14 protein-coding genes are annotated in these 20600 nt (G+C 48.9%); 4 read left to right on the top strand and 10 right to left on the bottom strand.

The window, feature by feature from the left end; genetic code table 11:
- Positions 1 to 117 precede the first annotated feature (117 nt).
- The 6 genes from M4D81_RS29610 to M4D81_RS29585 all read right to left on the bottom strand — a co-directional run bounded on the left by M4D81_RS29610 (position 118) and on the right by M4D81_RS29585 (position 10379).
- Complete coding sequence (locus tag M4D81_RS29610; protein ID WP_194542580.1) at positions 118 to 1776, bottom strand: extracellular solute-binding protein; 1659 nt, start codon at positions 1774 to 1776, stop codon at positions 118 to 120.
- 72 nt (positions 1777 to 1848) lie between these two features.
- Positions 1849 to 2745 (bottom strand): carbohydrate ABC transporter permease, encoded by an 897-nt coding sequence (locus M4D81_RS29605; RefSeq protein ID WP_260069084.1) that lies wholly within the window; start codon positions 2743 to 2745, stop codon positions 1849 to 1851.
- Positions 2746 to 2757: 12 nt separating this feature from the next.
- On the bottom strand, positions 2758 to 3684 hold the full coding sequence (locus M4D81_RS29600) for an ABC transporter permease (protein ID WP_113059944.1): 927 nt from the start codon (positions 3682 to 3684) through the stop codon (positions 2758 to 2760).
- Between the two features lie 52 nt (positions 3685 to 3736).
- The gene (locus M4D81_RS29595) at positions 3737 to 6805 is read right to left on the bottom strand and encodes an alpha-mannosidase (RefSeq protein ID WP_260069083.1); all 3069 of its coding nucleotides are present in this window, start codon (positions 6803 to 6805) and stop codon (positions 3737 to 3739) included.
- A 40-nt stretch (positions 6806 to 6845) separates the two neighbouring features.
- Positions 6846 to 9065, bottom strand: coding sequence for a hypothetical protein (locus tag M4D81_RS29590; RefSeq protein ID WP_260069082.1), 2220 nt, complete (start codon positions 9063 to 9065; stop codon positions 6846 to 6848).
- A 165-nt stretch (positions 9066 to 9230) separates the two neighbouring features.
- On the bottom strand, positions 9231 to 10379 hold the full coding sequence (locus M4D81_RS29585) for a GntR family transcriptional regulator (RefSeq protein ID WP_260069081.1): 1149 nt from the start codon (positions 10377 to 10379) through the stop codon (positions 9231 to 9233).
- A gap of 318 nt (positions 10380 to 10697) precedes the next feature.
- Here M4D81_RS29585 and M4D81_RS29580 point away from each other — a divergent pair, with 318 nt between their 5' ends.
- From M4D81_RS29580 to M4D81_RS29565, 4 genes are all read left to right on the top strand, one after another.
- A complete protein-coding gene (locus tag M4D81_RS29580; RefSeq protein ID WP_260069080.1) occupies positions 10698 to 12752 on the top strand; it encodes a GxGYxYP domain-containing protein in 2055 nt (684 codons plus the stop codon).
- 532 nt (positions 12753 to 13284) lie between these two features.
- Positions 13285 to 14373 carry a GerAB/ArcD/ProY family transporter gene (locus tag M4D81_RS29575; protein WP_260069079.1) on the top strand — a complete coding sequence of 363 codons (1089 nt, stop codon included), beginning with the start codon at positions 13285 to 13287 and terminating at the stop codon, positions 14371 to 14373.
- A gap of 3 nt (positions 14374 to 14376) precedes the next feature.
- Positions 14377 to 15909 carry a spore germination protein gene (locus tag M4D81_RS29570; RefSeq protein ID WP_260069078.1) on the top strand — a complete coding sequence of 511 codons (1533 nt, stop codon included), beginning with the start codon at positions 14377 to 14379 and terminating at the stop codon, positions 15907 to 15909.
- Between the two features lie 31 nt (positions 15910 to 15940).
- Positions 15941 to 17110, top strand: a complete 1170-nt coding sequence (locus M4D81_RS29565; RefSeq protein WP_260069077.1) for a Ger(x)C family spore germination protein — start codon at positions 15941 to 15943, stop codon at positions 17108 to 17110.
- Between the two features lie 135 nt (positions 17111 to 17245).
- Here M4D81_RS29565 and M4D81_RS29560 read toward each other — a convergent pair whose 3' ends face one another.
- The 4 genes from M4D81_RS29560 to M4D81_RS29545 all read right to left on the bottom strand — a co-directional run bounded on the left by M4D81_RS29560 (position 17246) and on the right by M4D81_RS29545 (position 20570).
- On the bottom strand, positions 17246 to 17416 hold the full coding sequence (locus tag M4D81_RS29560; protein ID WP_194542573.1) for a hypothetical protein: 171 nt from the start codon (positions 17414 to 17416) through the stop codon (positions 17246 to 17248).
- Between the two features lie 155 nt (positions 17417 to 17571).
- Positions 17572 to 18762 carry an epoxide hydrolase family protein gene (locus tag M4D81_RS29555; RefSeq protein WP_260069076.1) on the bottom strand — a complete coding sequence of 397 codons (1191 nt, stop codon included), beginning with the start codon at positions 18760 to 18762 and terminating at the stop codon, positions 17572 to 17574.
- A 174-nt stretch (positions 18763 to 18936) separates the two neighbouring features.
- A complete protein-coding gene (locus M4D81_RS29550; protein ID WP_260069075.1) occupies positions 18937 to 19791 on the bottom strand; it encodes a protein phosphatase 2C domain-containing protein in 855 nt (284 codons plus the stop codon).
- A gap of 32 nt (positions 19792 to 19823) precedes the next feature.
- Positions 19824 to 20570 carry a DUF4184 family protein gene (locus tag M4D81_RS29545; protein ID WP_260069074.1) on the bottom strand — a complete coding sequence of 249 codons (747 nt, stop codon included), beginning with the start codon at positions 20568 to 20570 and terminating at the stop codon, positions 19824 to 19826.
- Positions 20571 to 20600: the final 30 nt, after the last annotated feature.

The following is a 20600-nucleotide window of genomic DNA, read 5'->3' as shown; positions in this document are numbered from 1 at the left end:
ATATCCTTGTGATGGGGAAACAAAAACCAAGGAGAGCAGCAAAAGGCTCCGCCCCCTTGATGGCCAAGGTGCTGCGAAGCCTTTCGTTTTACCGGGCTCCCTTGACGATGGAAGTCATCAGTTCGGCATCTGAACGGTTACCACGTCTTTCCCCTTCAGATTTTCGTTCGTGAACTGCATCGCTTTCTCATATCCGGTTTTGCGGAGCTGTTCCCGTAGTTCATTGATAATGCTCATCGCCGCTTCATCCGATTTGGCAAATACCGCTTCCTTCCACGCATCTCCCATTCGATCCATCGATGGCTTCAGCATTTCCCATTCCGGCGCCTTCGTGATAACATCACCCGGGTTATAAGCTGTAATTACGTGAATGCCGTTCGGACGGAGGATTTTGCGAGCGTTCTCCATCGCTTCAAGCCTTTCTTGTTCCGCCCAGATGTCTCCTCCCGCAGCGGAATTGATGCGGTCAAGCCCTGTCAGCGATTCCAGACCGATGCTGATGCCTTCGTTCTTCCGCAGCTTCATGTTGGTGTCCGTGCTGAATTTGTCAAACCATTCCTGATTGGCAACCGGCTTGCCGTCCTTCATGTCCCAATGAACGCCCTGCACACCGTACCGGGCCAGCATAAAGCCTTCATCGGAAGCCATGAAATCCAGGAACTTCAATGCAGCGTCAACGCAAGCGCCTTTGCAGTTCTTCGTGATCGCCGTTACGTTATTTCCCTGAATCCCCAGATCAACAGGCCTGTCCGGCTCAACGTCAGCGCGCTCCAACGGGCCGAGAGGAATGTAGTCGCTTCCCGGATGCGAAGAGACATACTCCTTGGAAGCATCCAGGATGGCCGGATAGTGCGCAGCCAGGATGGCAATGCGGCCTTGATTGATTTTTTCCTTGGCAATCGGGTCTGTCTGGGTGAAGGCTTCAGGATCCATCAGTCCCTCTTCAACGAGCTTACGATAAAACAGCGTGTATTCTTCGTAGCCCTTAGTGAAGAAGTTATGTTCAACCGTGCCGTCGCCTTTGTCGACGTAACTCGCTCCGGAATAAAACATGGTGTTGCCGATGCCAACGGCCCAGCCGTTACTGAAACCGCCCAGCGGAAAGACCGGCTGGCCGTTCTCCTGCAGATTGGCATCCTTGATTTTTTTGAGGAAGTTGTAGAAATCCTCCTTCGTCACAACGGATTGCGGATCGACGCCGACTTTCTCGGCGATATCTTTGCGCACATAGAAACCATAAAGCCAATCCATGCCGTCTTCGTTCGTGGCCGGCTGATTTTGCAGCAGCAAATATTTTTTGCCGTCGTAGGCGTCTATCGCTTTCTCATATAATGCCGGCGGCACATTTTCTTCCGCAATCGATTTGGACAAGTTCGGATAATCCTTCAGCTTGTCCGATATATCCACCAATTGTCCCTCTTTGGCAGCCTTAATGATGCCATCCAGTTCCCCGCCCCAGGCTGGCCCGGTATAAATGTCCGGCAAATCCTGCGTGGCGAAGATCTGGTTAACCTTCTCCGTCTCACTGCCTTTTGTATATTCCCACTCGAGGGTAACGCCGGTTTTCTCCTTGATGACTTCCTCCACGGGCGTTATGGCATCAGAACCGTTGGAACCATTCCAATTGTGTAGTATTTTGAGTTTGTATGAGTTCTCTCCTTCTGCCCCTTCTCCGTTATCTCCGTTCCCTGATGAATTCGTGCAGCTGATCAGCAAACCTCCAACCATGATGGACACGAGCAATGCGGATACGCCTTTCGACCAAATCCTCTTCAAACCAATCGCCTCCTGGAATATGGATATCAATGATCTTGGTAAAGCTTTGGACAAATTCCGGGTCAGGATGACCTAACCTTTAACTGAACCGATCATAACCCCCTTTACGAAATATCGCTGCAGGAACGGATAAATGCACAAGATCGGGAAGACCGTAATGACAAGCAAGGCCATCCGGAGCGATTCCGGCGTTGCGCCAGCACCGCTGGTTCCGCCAATCGTCTGTCCGCCCTGCTGCGCGGCTCGCTGCATCGAATTCGACAGCGCTTCAGCTTCCGTCAGCATTTCTTGTAAAAGAGTCTGCACCGGTATCAAATCTTTGTTGGATACGTAGTAAGCACCCGAGAACCAATCATTCCAATGGGCCACCCCGATGAAGAGGGAGATGGTGGCAAGCACCGGGCCCGATAGCGGCAGTATAATCCGCACGAAGATTTGAAAATCGCCGTACCCGTCAATGCGGGCAGATTCCTCCAACTCCTCCGGTATGCCTTGCAGGAAGGTTCGGATGATGACGATATGCATGAAATTGAACAGCATCGGCAGCACATACACCCAGAAGCTGTTGATCAGATGCAGCTTTTGCAGCGTGATGAAGAACGGGATGAACCCGGCACTGAAAATCGTCGGCAAGAAGATGTAAAAGGTGAAAAAGGAGCGGCCAGGCAATGTCTTTTTGGAAAGCGCGTAGGCCATGAGCGTACACAGCACAACATGCAGGAATGTACCCAGCACGGTGCGCATGAGCGTAATTTGGTACGCCTTCCAGATGCGGGCGTTATCGAATACCTGGGCGTAGTTCTCCAGCGTGAATTTACGGGGCAAAAAATAAATCGCCCCCATCATCGAATCCTTCCCGTCGTTAAGGGAATACGCCAAAATGTAAATAAACGGATAGATCATCGAAAATCCGATGATGGCGAGAAAGGTGTAATTGAACATCGAGAAAAAAGACCATTTACGTTTCATTACGTCACCTCCTTAGAACAGGGATACATCACTAACTTTGCGGGCGATGCGATTGACGGTCAGAACCAGAATGAGCCCGATAATGCTTTGGAATAGCCCGACTGCAGCGGCGTAACTGAGACGCCCTTCCCGGATACCGGAATTGATGGCGTGCACGTCCAGCACGCTGCCCATACTGGCAGTCGCAGGACCATTCAAGAGAAGGAGCTGTTCATACCCGGCGCTCATCAGATTTCCCACGGCAAGAATAAATAAGATGATGGCCACGTTGCGGATACCAGGCAGTGTCACATGCCACATCTGCTTGAAGCGTCCTGCGCCATCGATCTTGGCGGCTTCGTAGAGCTGCTGATCGATACCCGCAATGGCGGCCATGAAGATAATCGAATTCCAGCCGATGTTCTTCCAGATATCGGACCCGACAATCATCTGATAGAACCAGGTAGGATTGTTCAGGAACTGGATCGATTCGACCCCAAATGATCCCAGCAAGTCATTGACCGGACCGCCATATGGAGTCAGTAATCGCTGCATCAGCGTGACAACCACGATCCAGGATACGAAATAAGGTAAATAAGAAAGCGTTTGAATCGTCTTCTTGAATTTCATCTTCCGAACTTCATTTAATAGGAGCGCAAGAATGATCGGCATCGGAAATCCGATCAGCAGCTTCATGAGACTGATGATGACCGTATTGCGAATGATGTCACCGGACTGATAGTAATTGAAAAATTGTTCAAAATACTTAAATCCTGCCCAGGGACTCCCGGTGAAGCCGCCAACGAAGGTATAGTCTCGGAAAGCAACTTGAATTCCGTATAAGGGCACGTAAGAGAATAGAAAAAACCAGACGATGCCTGGCAGCATGAACAAGTAAAAGAGCTTGTGCTGCCAGATTCGTTTCATGAATCGGTTGTTGGTTAATCGTGACTTGCTCACATTCCCACCTCTCCTTTCAGTGGGGCGGACGGGCCGCCCCGGGTTATTCAAGTTATAATCTCAACCGTAGCGTAATGATTTCAAATGGCGTAAAGGATAACGCAATCTGGTTGGATGCTTCGCCAAGCGGCAGCGCTGCAAGGATGTTTTCCATCAGATCCGTCGTCCAGGCTTCGGCCGCTTCAAATCCACAATGAAGTGTCGTGCTGGCATGTGTTCCCGATGTTTCATACAGACGAACCACGATGTCGTCGCCATCCTCGGCTTTCTTGATGGATTCCACCATAATGTTCGGATGATCCGGCCGCAGAAATGCTTGGGAAGACGGAAGCTTTCCTGTCGCTTGGTCAGGCACGGAAGGCAAGGATATCGCCCGAAGCGGGATATTCAGCTCATTGCCTCGTCGATAGATTTCGGCTTGAACATGGTTCCCTTGATGCGGATATAAAGAATATGTGAATCGGTGCTCCGCACGGTCTGCATCCGGATCCGGATAAGAGCTGCTGCGGAGCAAATGGAGATCCAGCACGTTATGAATCGCCCGGTGGCCGTATTTGCAATCATTGAGCAGCGCGACCCCATAATCCGGCTCCGATAAATCAACCCATTGATGGGCACAAATCTCGTCCTTCGCAAAATCCCACATCGTATTGCGGTGGGTCGGCCTGCTCAAGCTGCCGAACTGGATCTCGCAATGAACCTGATCCGTACGTATATTGACCGGGAACGAGGTTCTTAGCATCCTGCCGTTCTCTCTCCAATCGACGGACGTTTCGAAATCGATACGCCGGCTGCCCTCCGTCAGCACAACGGTCTGCGTCAGCGCAGATTCGCCATAAGCGTACTCGAAGACCAGCCCGACTCGCGGGCCGTCCCGCAGCTTCTGTATCGCTAGGAGGTTTAACGGCTTGCCCGGGTTCGCCGAATAGTCATGACGGAAATCCCATGCATCCCCTTCGTCATGGTACACGCGAAGATCGTTACCTGAGCGGCCTTGCTGAATGACTTCGCGAGCTTCCGCCTTATCCAGAATCGATAGAATGCCCCCGTTTTGGGCAAACTTCACGATCAGTTTGTCGTTCTCCAGGCTTCGCTCGGAAACTGTAAGGTCTAATTCCGCTTCTGGTGTTTCCAAAAGCATTTCAATGCCTGACGCTACTTCATCTTCTGCTCCGGCATCGGCGTCATTCGATATGACAGTGTAGCCCATCGATGGAACCACAACGTGATGCCATCTTCCATGCGCGCGCAGCCACTCCCGGCGTTCCCATGGCAGCGAATTAAATACGACGATTCCGGGAGAAGCTTTGGCATCGTGTGAAATGTGGTCTGCCAGATAACGATAGGTCTCGGCAATCATAGCTTCCGTGTTTGATAGCAGCTCTTTATACCGTACTAACGATTCATCGTATACCCGCTTAATGGAAGAGCCCGGAAGAATGTCGTGGAATTGATACAGCAGAACTTCTTTCCAGATCGTCTCCAGCGTCTCGGAAGGGTATGTCCTGCCTAACCGGGCAGCCAGCACGGAAGCAAACTCCAGCTCGCGCAGCGCTTTCTCCATCTTCCGGTTGTACAGCTTGCTTCGCGCCTGACTGGTCAGGGTGCCTTGATGCTTTTCCAGATAAAGCTCACCGCGCCACGTCTGGAATGAATCGCGTTCCTCGTTCAATCGCTCAAAGAACTTCCACGAGGGCTCCTGTATGACGGGGGACAGTCCGAGCAGGTTCTTCTCGCGTGCAAGCCGCTCCAAATGCTCTTCACCAGGACCGCCGCCGCCGTCCCCAATGCCGAAGAGCATCAGGGCATGGCTGGATACATTTTTATCTAAATATTCCCGCTCCGCTTTGGCGATGGAACGCGGGGCTGCCGGGCTGTTGTAGGTATCTTCAGGCGGCATATGCGTTAATACGGCGGAGCCGTCAATCCCTTCCCATAGAAAGGAATGGTGAGGGTGCCGGTTATATTCGCTCCAGGAGAGCTTCTGGGTCATCATGTAATCCACGCCCGACTTCTTGAGCAGCTGCGGCAGGCTGGCGGAGTATCCGAAAACATCCGGCATCCAGAGCGATTTCATCTCCAAACCGAATTCCTGCTGAAAATACCGCTTGCCGTATAGGATTTGGCGCACCAGAGATTCGCCGCCCGGCACATTGGTATCCGGCTCCACCCACATGGCCCCCTGCGGTTCCCATCTGCCTTCACGTACCCGCTCCTTGATCTGTTCATATAACGCGGGATAATGCCGCTTCATCCAATCGTACAGCTGGGGCTGGCTTGCGCCGAATACATACTCCGGATAGCGTTCCATCATGCGAAGCGCGGTCGAGAACGTCCTGGCGCCTTTTCGGATCGTTTCGCGGATGGGCCACAACCAGGCCAGATCGATATGCGCATGACCCACCGCGCTGATCGTTAAGACCGGATCGCCCCCTTGCAAGCTTAATTGTTTACCCAATTGCTTCTTCGCTTGATTGACCTGCTCCGGCGAGAATTCCGTTAGCTTCAGTGATACGTCATAGAGGACCTGATAGATTCTCTCTTTGCGCGCGGTTCCGGCAGGAAGCTGCTCGGCAGCTTCCAAGAGGACTTCGACATCGTAATAGAGGCCTCGAATGTCTTCCCGGCAGACTGCGATGACAGCCTCTTTCAAAGTACCTCCCTGGTATTTGCCGAAGAGATCGTTATTGCCTGCATCTGCCCATACTTCAATGTCAGATCCGCTCATGTACATGTCATGAAGAAGGACAACACGCTTGCCGGGGAGTCCTAATGAAAAATCGAATTCCGAATTCACGGTAGTCAATCCCTGGACCGGAGATCCTTCCCGGTCCACCAGACACAACTCGCCGTTAATGTCCAGTAAAAGAACGTGGTCTTCCTTACGGCTATTTTCCGGAAGGCTGCCGGTAAATCGGAACCAGGCACAGTCCCACAGGTTGCCCCATCGTTCTCCGTGGACAAGCGTCATTGGCGCACCCGTCATTCGATCCATGAACGATACGGGCTCAGGCGTAACCCATGCCTTCACTTCCAACTCGGCAACCGGCTCATATATCGCTTCCCGAAGCTGGTTTAACATTTGTTTTAACCGTTCCGGCCTTATCAGTTCGTATGGCATGATGATTTGCTCCTCTCTAGTGCGTCAATCGGCTGCAGATTCACATATGAACTTCGCTTGCTGTCCAATCCACCTGGATCTCTGCATGATTCACGCCGCCATGTTCATACTGCAGCAGCACGGTTTGCGACTTCGGATCCCATACCCATCCAGCAGGTACGGCTTGATCCTGAATAACGTACTGAACAGATATCGGCTCTGTTGGGCAATACAATCTCGCGCTTGCCTGCAGATTGGACGGCCCTCTCGCAATGAATCGGAAGCCTGATTCCGTCTGGACAAGATCCTCGATTCGGGAGGAAGCGGCAATGACGGATACCTTGCCGTTCGAAGGACGTCCGGCCTCAACATCATAGAGCAGCGCCTGTTTCCCGGGGCTTAACGTAACCTGATCCAAAACGGATAGCTTCGAATCGAACAAGTCCACAATCGGTCCCGAGATATTCAACGGCTCAGCGGAGATCGATTCCTCCAGAACCGAAGCGATCAGATAAGGGCCTCGCTTGAGCTTGAAATAATGTTTGGGATTCCACGGTCGTTCTGCGCCGTGATGTGCTTCCAGCGTGGCTTGGACGGCGTGCCGCAGCCGGTCCGCCCCCGCTTTGGATAAGGTGAATTCAGCCGGATGTTGATCCAACCAGCACACGATGCCTTTCCCTGCCGGATGGATGCCTTCCGCTTTCCCCTTCAGGCCAAGCTGCTCAAACAGATGCTCCCGCGGCGAATTATACTTCGAGCCAAACGGTTCATCCTTGTGATCATGGTTCCACCATGAACGAATGCCGTGATACGGGTCGCTGTCATCGCCAACATAGATCAACGCCCCGCCATCCTGCACCCACTGGGCAAGAGCATTATGAATGTCCGGATACTCCGGTTTGATGAACTCATAGCTCAGAACCAGCACGCGGTATGGAGCCAAATAACCCGGATACCGCCTTACATTATCCAGCTGAAGCGGACGAACCGGGATTCCATGTTTCAGCAGCGGCAGTGACAGACCGTAAAAAGGGGAAAAATCGAGAAGCTCCGTGTCCCCTTCCGCCTGAAATCCTTCAGGGTCCGTACCATCGTATTTACCGGCATCGGGCGCTTCCGGATCCGGCTTCATCCGCTGAAACATCGCGGAGTCGGCAATAAGAACGCCAACCTGCAACTCATCCTCTGCCGATTCGATCACTTCTTGGTCCATATTGCCCAGCGTGTGCATGACCTGGAGCAGCGTCGTTGCATAGTCAGACGGGATGGATTCCTTACCCGAGCCGTCTTCAGATGGATAAGTTCCTTTAAAGATTCTTCGCGGCCAGGGTGAAACTTCGTAATGGGCCACTCCGGGATGCAGCAGTGAGGCGACCACGGTCTTTAAGTAGTTCTGTTTGTAATCCGCCCAAGTGTGGTTCGGGTTATCTTCAATCGGATCATGCAAGAACCACATGCGTCTGTCGGTTCCGCGGACCAGCTCCTGCATCACGCCATATTCAAGGTAAGCGGTTTCAAACGTCCGTTCCTTGCGCAGTCCTTCATACACATTCGGTGTTCGGGACGTCCCCGTCCAGATCTGTGCAATGTACCCGTCAATGGATGGAAGCTCTACGAGCGCGGATTGCGGGCTGACAATTCGCCACTGCGTGTAATTGATCAGGGAATGAGTCGGAACGTAAAAGCGAAGGACTCGGCCGTAACGATGCAGGGCGTAATCCTTCATTTCTGCACATAATCGGTCCAGCACGCGTGTGTATAAATACGCTTTCAATTTGGAAGCCCGGTATTGCGCGTCAGGAGAAGCGTGCGGTGGAATCCATGGCTCTTTGTAATACAGCAGCCATTCCCGCTTAAATGCTTCCGAATAACCGCCATTTACCCAGAATTCGGGCTCTTCCAGATGAATGGCCTCTACGCCCGCATCAACCGCGACGCGTATTCGATCCGCCAGATAGCGCCCAAAGGAAATCGTCGGCACCATGTAAGGAATAACCGGTTTTTTGCCATGCAGGATCATCTCTCCGTGACGATCGGTCTGTGCTTCATCCCAATGTGATAAGCCGTCAACCTCCCCGTCCAGGTAGTTGTTGTATGTCCCCCATGCGACTCCTGTCATCAGATGGACGATATATCCTTTGTCCTTCCATTTCTGAATGCGCTCCGGCATCGTTTCATCAATTCCGTAGACCATCACAAAGTCAGTCTGAAGATCATAGTCGGGATGATACGGAGCCGATTCCTGAAACCCGGTTCGTTCTTCTCTGCGGTCTCTTGGCACGTTCTAAACCTCCCTGCTCTGGTTAGATGCACACTTACTTCTTGGTTATCCATCATTTTCTAGAATATAATATATAATATTAATATATTCAATATGTTTTTTAGTGAGAAATAAAAAAAGCCCTCTCCGTTAGTTAACGGAAAGGGCTTTTCCTTAGCCTAAGTATTAAGTTTGTGGAACATGACCCGACGTTTGACGAATGATCAACTCCGGCTCAATCAGCAATTTGCTGTAGCTCTTCACTTCTCCATGACCGCGCAATACTTCGAGCAGTTTACCGGCAGCCTGGTATCCCATATCCCATTCAAACTGTTTGACATGGGTAAATATGCTGAATTCCTCCACGATGGAAGTCGGATCGTCGAAGCTGACGATCGAAACGTCTTCCGGGACGCGAAGTCCCGCTTGCTTGGCCATCTGATAGATTTGGACGCCCAATCTTCCGTTTAGCGAAATATAGGCGGTAACCATGCGATTTCGGATATATCGGTACAATGGATGAGCTTCGGCATCCTTGAGCACACTCAGCGGTTTGAAATCCGTAATCATATGCGCCGGATTGATTAATGCTTCCTTGTCCTTTAATGCATCAATGTACCCTTCGATCCGCTCCTGAACCGTGACCGTTTGCAGGGGAGAATCCGAGCATATGGCGATGTCCCGGTGTCCAAGCTCCCATAGATGTTCAACGGCGAGCCTCGTGCCGCGCCTTCCATCAGCGGCAATATAATGCGTCTCGACCCCTGGCAAATACCGGTCAATCAGCACAAAAGGAAACCCGGATAGCTTCATACCCAGTATTTCCTCGTTGTAGTTCTCCTCGTCGACCGGGAAAATCAACAGGCCTTCGGCTCCGAGAGCCTTCAGCTCTTTGATGGCATTCTTTTCTTTTTCCAGCTTGCCGTCGGTTAGCATGATCATGCTGCGATAACCTTCGTCATTCAACGCAGCCTGGATTCCCTCAATGAGCCTGATCGCGAAATAATCATGGATGGTGGGCATGATCACGCCAATGATGCCCGTGGCCAGCTTCCCCTCTTTTCCCTTAAGCTTCGCAGTTGATGACTGGCCCGCAGTTAAGAAAACGGCCTCCTCTGCTACAAAACTGCCTTTACCCGGCACCCGGGCAATTAATTTCTCATTCGCTAATCCGGTTAGGGCATTGGCAACCGTTATTTTACTGACATGAAACTGATCCATCAGCTCCTTCTCTGTCGGAATGCGGTCCCCAGGCTTCATATTTTCTGTTGTTATGACGTGTCGGATATAGTCCTGGATTTGCTGATACAACGGAATTCGATCGTTTGCACTCATTCTAATCACATCACCAATTCATTCATGATATTTGAAATATATAATATATCCTTACACATACAAGCGCAATAAACAAGCATGAGACGATCACCGTCTCTAACGACAAACTCTTGATATACCACTGTTTAATTTGCCTGATTTTCAAGAATTATAGGAAGTTTTGTCGAACCACTTGTAAAACCATACTTGAATATATTAAATATGTGTTGATAAGCGAAGTGTTGACCGGCTATTGGGCCGAAAAAGGAGGATCGATGTTTGCGGATGAACACACGCTTTAAATTCTGATCATAGTTCATAACAAGGAGTGAATTCGCCATGGCTCGTAGATTCACGATTCTCTGTTTAGCTATCCTATGTGCTTTTTCATTAACGACCAGCGCAGCTTATGCTTCGGAAACGAATCCACAATCAGCGCAAACTGACAGCTCCAATCATCGTGAACTGCCAAGTTTCAAGAAGCCTAAGCATCTGGACGTCGCAGATATTTATGATGCACCAGGCGACATCAAATTGTTGTTAGGGACCTTGCAGGGAATCGTAAACAGGGAACAGCCCCGAATCTATTTGATTGAATCCCAGGAAGAAGGGAAATTGACCTGGCTTAACGATATCGATGTGCCTTACACGCTTCATGAAGACTATTGGGATGTGTTCTCCGCATATCGCAGCGAGGCAAAAGGCATGATTGTATATGATCCGGAAGTTCCTGATACGATTAATGTCGCCACCACGCTCGCAGGTTTGAAAAATGCGGTCGTTGCCAGTCCTGAGCTGGCCGACAAATTGTCCAAAGCTCCATTCGACTTGAAGATCCTGGACGATCTTCGCGGTAAATTCGATAATCGACTTGAAGCATACACCTGGCAATATGAGCATCTGTGGGAGCAGACAACTCATCAGATGCTGATCGGGCTGGATCCGGATACAGCGATTCGTATTCCTTCCGGAATGCCTGAATCGTTCGTAACGATTGCGGAAGAGAAGCAGCAAGTGCGAGATGCGAGCAACCGTGATACTTACAACCTCGACCTCTCCTCTCTCTTGGGAGAATCATCCGTTTATCTGCGCTTTGATGATGCTTTTACCCAGGATGGCTGGGGACCCGCGGTACATGAAGTTACGATCAAGGCTGACGGCAAAGAGATAGCAAGCTTCATCGCAGGAACGCCTGAAGAAGAGTCATACCTCTATGATCGGCAAAACTCCAAGTTCAGTGAAGGCCAAGGCGGTCACCGCTTTGCCGATAACGGCAGTTATTTTGTATATGAATTCACTCCGCCTGCGGGAACCGAGATACTGACCGCAGAAGTTGATATGTGGAACCAGTACAAGGTTTCGGCGGGGAATATCCGTCCGCCTTCTGCAGAGCAGCAGGAGCCCTATGGCTATTTAAGAGATTACGCTGTTGCCAATAAAGCGATGGTATTCTGGCTCGATTCCAATGTACCTGAGCAAAAAGCGCTTTTCGAGAAAATCATGTCCGATGTGGAGCCGGGCACCCCTTACCTCGGCTGGTTCAGCAATGATGTGGAAGGCGAGTTCAGCTCGGTCGAGATAGCCTCCCGTTACGGCGTCTATGTGCTGGCAGCCGATTGGTTCAGCAATCTGACCGTGTTCTCAGGAACCAAGCCGAAGTTCAAGCTGGCGAAAACACCTCCACAGCCGGGGCTTGAGAACAAAATTTATGTGACCTATACCTTTACGGAAGGCGACAACTTTCAATATAACCAGCATCGCATGCGCGTCATGTGGGATGACCCGGCCAGAGGCAAGGTTCCGATAAACTGGACTTCAAGTCCATTGCTCTATGAAGGTGCCCCTGCCATATTGAATTACTATCTAAACACGGCAACGGAGAACGATTTGCTCATTGCCGGACCGTCCGGTGCCGGTTACTTCTATCCGAGTCCATGGCCTGACGCAAGCTTCCGTGAGTTTTTGCAGCAAACCGAGAAATATATGAAAAAGACAGGAATGACAATCCCTTATGTATTGAACCGAATCGATGGCGAAAATGTGCCGTTATCAACGTTTAAAGCAAAAGCTTATGAGGAGGAATATAACGTACCTGGTTTATTTATTAGTTATGAAGACAAATACGGGGTTGAAATTATCGGCGACAGCCTGCCCGTGTCTACGATCCGGGGGATCAGCACCGTTCAAGACGGATTGCAGGTGCTCAATGATGCCAAAGCGAATTGGGATGGTAAATCACCGTTGTTCATCTCGCTCGGTATGCTCGCATGGAGCATGACCCCTTCCGATGCGCTGGCGCTGACCGAACAGCTCGGGGCAGATTTCAAAGTCGTTCGCGCCGATCATTATTTCTCCTTGATCCGCGAAAGCTACAACTTGCCAATCAAGAAATGACGATTTCCAGTTAAACAAGTGGCAGACGTATAATGGCATCGCAGGTCCGATTTTCTTGGGATCTGCGATGTTTTTTTATGATGAAATAGAGATTCTTCCCCACCCCTTGGTTACGGGATTTAGGAGGGGTAATTAATGACATTAAATATGGTTAATTAATGCCGTTAATTAATATCATAATCACTATTCGCTGTATTCATTTAATGGGGTTAATTAATTTAATTAATAACATTAATTAAATGCGATCATCCTCCTAATTCATGAAGCAATAGAAACTCGCCACTCCATGATCTCCACCATGCATCCTCCGTAAACAGTACATTTCCTCTCCCTCCGCACAACAGCCCATCCGATTTCCGCAGTCTCGGCAGCTTGCATCCAGATGATTTCTCCTGATTATTTCTTGGGTAATCGCAAAAACCACATCCATTCGACAGGAGACCGAACTCTTCCCCTTATACATAAAATGCGGCAAATGGTGAATACTCACTATATCGATTAGCATGTATTCCCTCATATGGAGATTAGTATAATGCCCACTAGCAAAAAGATATCATTGATTGAGGTCTACTTCATCATGCTGTTGTCCTTGGGTATCACCAATCATGTTATCCTGATTCCGCTTATTCTGCAGGACGCGGGCCGTGACGCATGGATGGGCACCCTGCTGACCCTGATCCTGCATATAGGCTGGGTCTACATTTTGTTTTTTATCATGAAACGAACAGAGCAACAATCGATATTCGCCTGGTTCAAAGATGGTTTTGGTCCGATCATCGGCTGGATATTTATATGCATCATGTCACTCTACTTTTTTTGGATGTCCATAGTCATATTAAGAGAAACGGTGACATGGATTCGGGTTACCTACCTGCCGCAAACGCCGAAAACGGTCGTCTCGCTGACCATTATTCTGCTATGCGTCTATGTGGCCAATAACGGGATTCGCTCAATAGCGATCATATCCGGCATTTTGCTCCCCGTTGTGTGGGTATTGGGCCATTTTGTAGCTGTGTCGAATCTTCAATATAAGGACTACTCATTGTTAACTCCGCTATTCGTTGAAGGTTACACTCCTATGCTCAAGAGCATGATCGTAGCCGGAGGCGGGTTCATGGAGATGATTGTGCTGATCTTTCTTCAGCATCATATGAAACGAAAGATGAATTACCTCTCGATTGTTATTTTATCGGTTCTTCTCGGCGGGCTGACGCTAGGACCATTGATGGGAGCAATCGCCACATTCGGTCCTGTTCCCGCGATGGAATCCCGCTATCCTGCATACGAACAGTGGATGCTGGTCACCATTACGAAATATATAACGCATGTCGATTTTCTGGCTCTATACCAATGGATATCAGGGACATTAATCCGCATCTCTCTTTTCCTGTTTATTATGGCCGATGGTATAACATTTAAAAAATCCAAACGACGCCTTTGGTATTTGTTAGGGGTGGGTGTCGCACTGACTGTCTTTTCTTTAATACCGGTAATCGATCGACAAATCGAGTTATTCGTTCTCGGCAAATACTCTACTGCATTCCTTGGCTTCCTGTCTGTGCTAACGCTATTCATTGCGATCCTAGTAACATTTAAACCTAAAACAAAAGGGGGCGGGTAGACGATGACACATCACAGACCTCGAAATCGAATGTTCCGTCAACAATCGAAACAAGCTCCGTTTGCAGTTGACCGCCGCAAGCCTGCTCTCGATACATTGGATGAGAATGCCCTGCGTTCCATGTTTGCCTCTTCCGCAGACGTTGTCATCAAATCCTTTCCGGCAAAGAAGGTTAGTGCGTTTCCTGCATTGCTCATCTACAGCGAAGGTATGGTTGATCCCACACTGATGACCCAATATGTGCTGCCGGATCTGGAAGAAAAGCTGGAGCACTTCAATGAGTGGGAACCACTGGCCAGAGAATTGGATAAATCGATGGAATGGAGTGAAATTAACCAGCATGCCGACGTTGTAAAGCTTTTGTTCGAAGGGCACATGATCCTGTTTTTTACAACAGAAAAATGCTGTTATTCCATTAATATCGCCGCTCGTCCGAATAGACAGCCTGATGAATCCAATACCGAGGTGGCCATAAAAGGGGCTAGGGACGCTTTTACGGAGGATATCACCACGAACGTGGCACTTGTCCGAAAAAGGCTGCGCACGGCCACACTCCATAATGAACAAATGGTCATTGGAGATCGCAGCCAGACCCGAGTTTCACTTCTATATATTTCCGATATCATACGCCCTGAAGTCGTCAACGAGGCTAAAGAGCGATTAAAAGGCATCCATGTCGATGCACTTATAACCAGCGGCCAACTGGAGGAAGCTCTTTCCGATTCCACCCTCTCCCTGTTTCCACTAATGGATTATATCGGCAGGCCGGACTTTGTAGTGGAGTGTTTGCTTCGAGGACGTTTCGTTATAGTTGTGGATGGTTCACCAATGGCGTTAATTGCACCCTGCAATTTGATGGAATTATTAAAAACGCCTGAAGATTCCTACTTCCCCTACTACTTTGTAATCTTTGAACGGCTTCTCAGGCTGCTGGGTCTCTTTCTCGCCATTATGCTGCCGGGATTTTGGATTGCCCTGACAAGCTATAACATCGATCAGCTCCCCTTTCTACTTCTTGCGACCGTCACTGTTTCCAGATTCGGGCTTCCGCTTTCCTCCCCCATGGAGATCTTATTGATGCTGGGTATGTTCGAGCTTTTCAGAGAGGCTGGCATCAGGCTGCCCAAAGCAGTCGGTCAAACCATCGCGGTTTTAGGCGGTCTCATTATCGGTGATGCTGCCATCCGTGCGGGCCTTACTTCACCAACCATGCTGGTTGTCTCTGCAACGACCGCGGTCGCGACGTTTACATTAGTCAATCAGACGCTAAGCGGGACGGTCAGCATTATTCGACTCTATGTGCTCATCTGGTCCGCCTTGCTGGGTATGCTCGGATTCTTCATTGGCATATTAAGCCTTGTCGCATACCTCTCTGTTCTCGAATCCTTCGGACTTCCTTACTTAGCTCCCCTATCGCCATTAACGTTCAAAGATCTGATGAGTTCCCTCTTAAAAAAACCATGGGCTTTCAACAAAAAACGACCGCAAATGCTTCAAACGATAGATGACACATCTGAAGAAAGGGAACCTGGATGAAATGACAACCTGCGTCAGAGTCATAAAATTAATGTGGTTAATCGTAGTTCTCAATTTGTTAACCGGCTGCTGGGACATTAAAGAGATTCAAGACATCAATTACATTACTGCCATCGGGATCGATCAACAAAACGGGAACTTTGTCGTTTACACCCAGATGATGGATTTCACTTCCGTAGCCAAAATTGATTCAGGAAAGTCTGATAAGCCCTCTCAAATTTGGACGTCCAAAACAAAGGGAAAAACCTTGGACTTGGCGATCAATAACATTTATGACTCTGCGCAGGAACGTACGATCTGGAGTCATATTTCCTGTATTATCATTAGTGATAACGTATTGAAATCGAATGTCCTAACGAAACTGGATACCATCGGTCGCTACCAGGAGGTTCGCATGACGCCTTGGGTATTTGGCACAAAGGAATCGATCGAGGAATTGATGAATATCCCGGCGTTTTTCAACCTCTCCCCCTTAAATACATTAGCCCATGAACCTATTGACGAATATAATCAGAGATCTTATATTGAACCGATCCGATATTTCGATTTCATGGCATTGATGACAGAACCAGGCTGGACGGTTTTGCTTCCAAATCTCACGATTGATACAGAGACATGGAGCCGTAACCAAAAAGAAGATCCGAAGTTAGAGATTAACGGAGTATTTGCTATATCCAAAGGGGGATCCAATGGCTTATTCACCAATGACAAGCTTACCGGTTTGCGCTGGCTGGAAGCCGATACTAAGCGTTCCCACATCCCGATTACCAATCAGAACGGTGAATTAGCAGGAGTCGCGGTATTATCCAACCCTGAAATCAGCGTGAAACTAAACATTGTCAATGGCATGCCCAAATACCGCGTTAGCGTCAAGTTAAGTGGAAACGTAGTGGAAGCACTCGATGATATGAACAAGACGGATATTGAATTACAGGCAGCTAAGGGGGTACGCGAGGAAATTTTGACTACGTTTAAAAATGGGGCTGCTTCAAAAACGGACCTCTTCAGTTTGGAGCACGTGTTGTTCAGGAGGGACACCCGGCTTTGGAAAAAAATCAATCAGTCGTCTGCTCAAGCGATCGATACAAGCGCACTGGAGACAGTACACGTCGAAATCCATCTGGATCACGCCGGCATGAAGCTGCTCCCTCATCATAATAGTCCGATTACACCTACGACTAAAAACGAAGCAGACTCCTGACACTCTATAATAAAAGAACCCATAATAAAGGCAGCCTGTTCTTATAGTCAAGAACGGCTGCCATTGATTTGGAGGAAGCTCCATATGGCATATATGATAAAGCGAATTTTTTGATATTGGTATATAACATCTTGGTTAGATGATAACGTCCACATCGTCATCCTCAAACAAGTCATCATATGCGACGTAAAGGCCTATAGCTGAGGCAATCAATACTAAGATAGCTGCAATGAACGCCAATTGCTTAACCGTAGCTTTTTTCGAAGCTGCTTGTTGTCTGCGTTTTCTTTGCGTTCCTTGGCCCATACGACATACCTCCCGCTTCCATGCCATTACCATAAAATATGAATTGTACATGAAAATGTTGTTAGGCAAAGTACGGTTATATCGTATTCGTGATACCGGTGCTTACGGTAAGTTTGCTCCCAGTGGCTCGACTACGACTTTAGTCAATCACAAGATCAGCGAAGCTTGCTGAAATATTCGCTAATATCCTCAATGAGTGATTCCGGCTCTGCCATGGCAACCATATGACTGCCGCTCTTCCGATTCGACCAGTGGACAATGTTGTTATTGGCCTCGGCAATACGCCGGAATGCTGAACCTCCACCATGGGAAACCCCTGTCGGTACTCTCTTCTGATTGGTTGGCATCCCAGCTGCTCCCTCATAATAGGTCCAGGAAGACGAAGCAGCCGTCTCCGTAAACCAATATAGCGTTGCGTTCGTGAGGAGCAGATCTTTATGGATGGGCTCTAGCGGAATCTCTTCCGTGTTTTTGGGCCATCCGTCAAATTCTTTAAACCTCTCAACAAGGTAAGCAAGTCCAGCCACCGGCGAGTCAAGCAGCCCATAACTGAGTGTTTGCGGTCGGTTGGACAGATACGGTGCATAACCGCTCCCACCTTCAAACAGCTCGGCTAGATGAGTAATTTCGGCCATTTCCTCCTCGCTGCACCCTTCCAGTTCACTCGGATCTCCCATGGGGATACCCAGCCCTCCTGTAATATGAACACCAATCATATGCTCAGCATCAAGGATAGCCAGCTCGGGGGAAACTAGTGCTCCTGCATCATTGCCATGGGCACCGTAACGATCATAACCGAGCCTGCGCATCAATTCGGCCCAAATACGGGCGACGCGTTTGATGCTCCATGGTCTCTCATCTGTCCGCTCCGGAAAAGCCGAGAATCCGAACCCGGGAAGTGATGGTGCCACGATATGAAAAGCCATGCTTGGATCTCCACCATAGGCTCGTGGATTGGTTAGTGGTCCAATGATGTTCATGAATTCAATGATGGAATTCGGCCAACTATGGGTCATGATCAACGGTAAGGCATGTGGCTCGGGAGATCGTACATGAAGAAAGTGGATCTGCTGACCCTCAATGTCCGTTATAAATTGCGGAAATGCATTAAGTTTTTGCTCATACTCACGCCAGTCATATTCATTCTGCCAATATTCCACCAGCTCTTTAAGATACGAAACAGGAATTCCCCGACTCCAATCACCTCCAGGTACCTGGGAAGGCCACCGGGTATGAGCTATGCGTGCTCGCAGATCGTCAATGTCTTGTTGAGGAATGTCGATGTGAAAGGGGCGGATGGAGATTTCGGAATCATGGTACATGGTATCTTGATGATTGTTAGCCATCGGGTTACCTCGCTCTCAATTTTTTCTTCATTATAAGAGCGAAACACTGACGACAATGTGTCAGTGTTTCGGAGGAAGATTTCTTGTGAGAGTGCCCGATCACTCCGAATTAAATAAAGAACCCATGATATACACGGGTTCAGTTAAGTCATTAATGCTTTATCGATTGACCATTTAGGAGTTGTTAAAGTGAAGCACCATGCCTGTTTTATCATCGGATTTTTTGAATCTTGCATAAGTTAAGCACTCAGGGTCAGACTCTTCGACCTCAAGTAATTCATGTGCATACTGTTCAACCCCCTTTTCGAGTATACGCTGCGCGATATAACCCCAATAGGATTGATCACTCGGAACATCGCGATCAGGCCAGAACAAACCATCCGTTAACAAGATCACGTGTTTTAAGCGTGACTTGTTGATCTTTCCGTATTCGAGAAAATGGGCAGCTTGGGCTTCTCCGTTCAATACGCCATAGCCTCCATTCGTATTACTCTGAAAGCGGTTCGCCCTGATGATATCAATAACCGTCCCGTGAAGGTCTTTTTGATTGGATAATCCCTTATTCACGCCCTCCTCCCATTTTGCGATGGCCGGAGATTCCAAATGAGCGACTTGTCTCCAGGTTAACGGGCGAACCTCCCCATCTTGGTATACGGCAAGAATCATGCAGTCGCCTGTCTGAATAAATTCCATACGGTCCTCTTGAATTCGAACAAGAGCAAGTGCAGTGCCCCAGAGGCCATCTTTTTTCTTCATATTAATATTGGCTTCCAGCATAAGTTCTCTTAGCTTTTGGTTCGCTGCCGCAACATGATCCGTAAGTTGTACAACCTGGTCCAGTGATTCGAAGTAATTCTTCACGGTTCGGGCAGCGATGTAACCTCCGGTTTCCTTCTTGTCGCTGAGGTATGGGACGATGGATGAAACTCCATCTAACACGCCATACAATGAGGCTCGTTCGTTTATGACAAGTGCATCTTCGTTTAAGAAATGGATTCCCCTATGCGTGAATTGCTCAACGGTTACCATAACGCTCCTCCTGTCGATTCCGATTCTAATTACTAGCTTTGCAACTTGACCCTTGCAGCCCGCCAAAAGACAAGACACGTTACAAGCAGGGCCAGCATGAAGCTGCTGATGGCCGGAACGACAAGCTGGAATACAAGCGTCATCCCTTCACCATCAACAACCGTCAGCATGGCTATGAGCATAACCAGAATATAGATCACTATAAATACGCACCAAAATGGCAGAACCGAATATGAATGTTCTCTTTGCGCTGGTACTACATACAAATAGCGATGAATCCACCATACGATCAGGACCAGTCCGATCAGACTGCTGCCGTGCTGACATAATTTATATACCGGAATTTGTACGGAATCGATATGTATCCAATGGGTAAGAAAAGGAATCTGATTCACGATCCAGGCACCTTGATGCGTAAACTGATCCCATAATAGATGTGTTGCAACGCCAACTAAACCCAAGATCATTACGACAAACCAACCTTTAAAAGTGGCCGGCACCTTCCCTCCCCGATCCCATCGGTATGGAAACCATGAAGGCAAATATACGAATAGAACGGGCCGTACCACCGTCTCGAAAATAACGTACAGGAGCAAGATCACGGGAAGGTTGAACAGCAAGATGCCAGGACCCTCGTGGCTCCATATGCCAGATGCCCGAAATCGGATGAAATATTCAAAATCCGGTGCCATGGAGCCGATAATGAGGGCTGATACCGGCAGCGATTTCTTCTTCCACCAAGGCATCGTGATGACAGGATGAGCGAACGTAAACGGCATAAGATCTCCTAACTGCTGCGAATGTTGTTG

It is taken from the genome of Paenibacillus sp. p3-SID867, assembly GCF_025142895.1.
Lineage (GTDB): Bacteria > Bacillota > Bacilli > Paenibacillales > Paenibacillaceae > Paenibacillus_AQ.
Note: the sequence above shows the minus strand (reverse complement) of the source record. Positions and strands in the feature narration are given on the sequence as shown.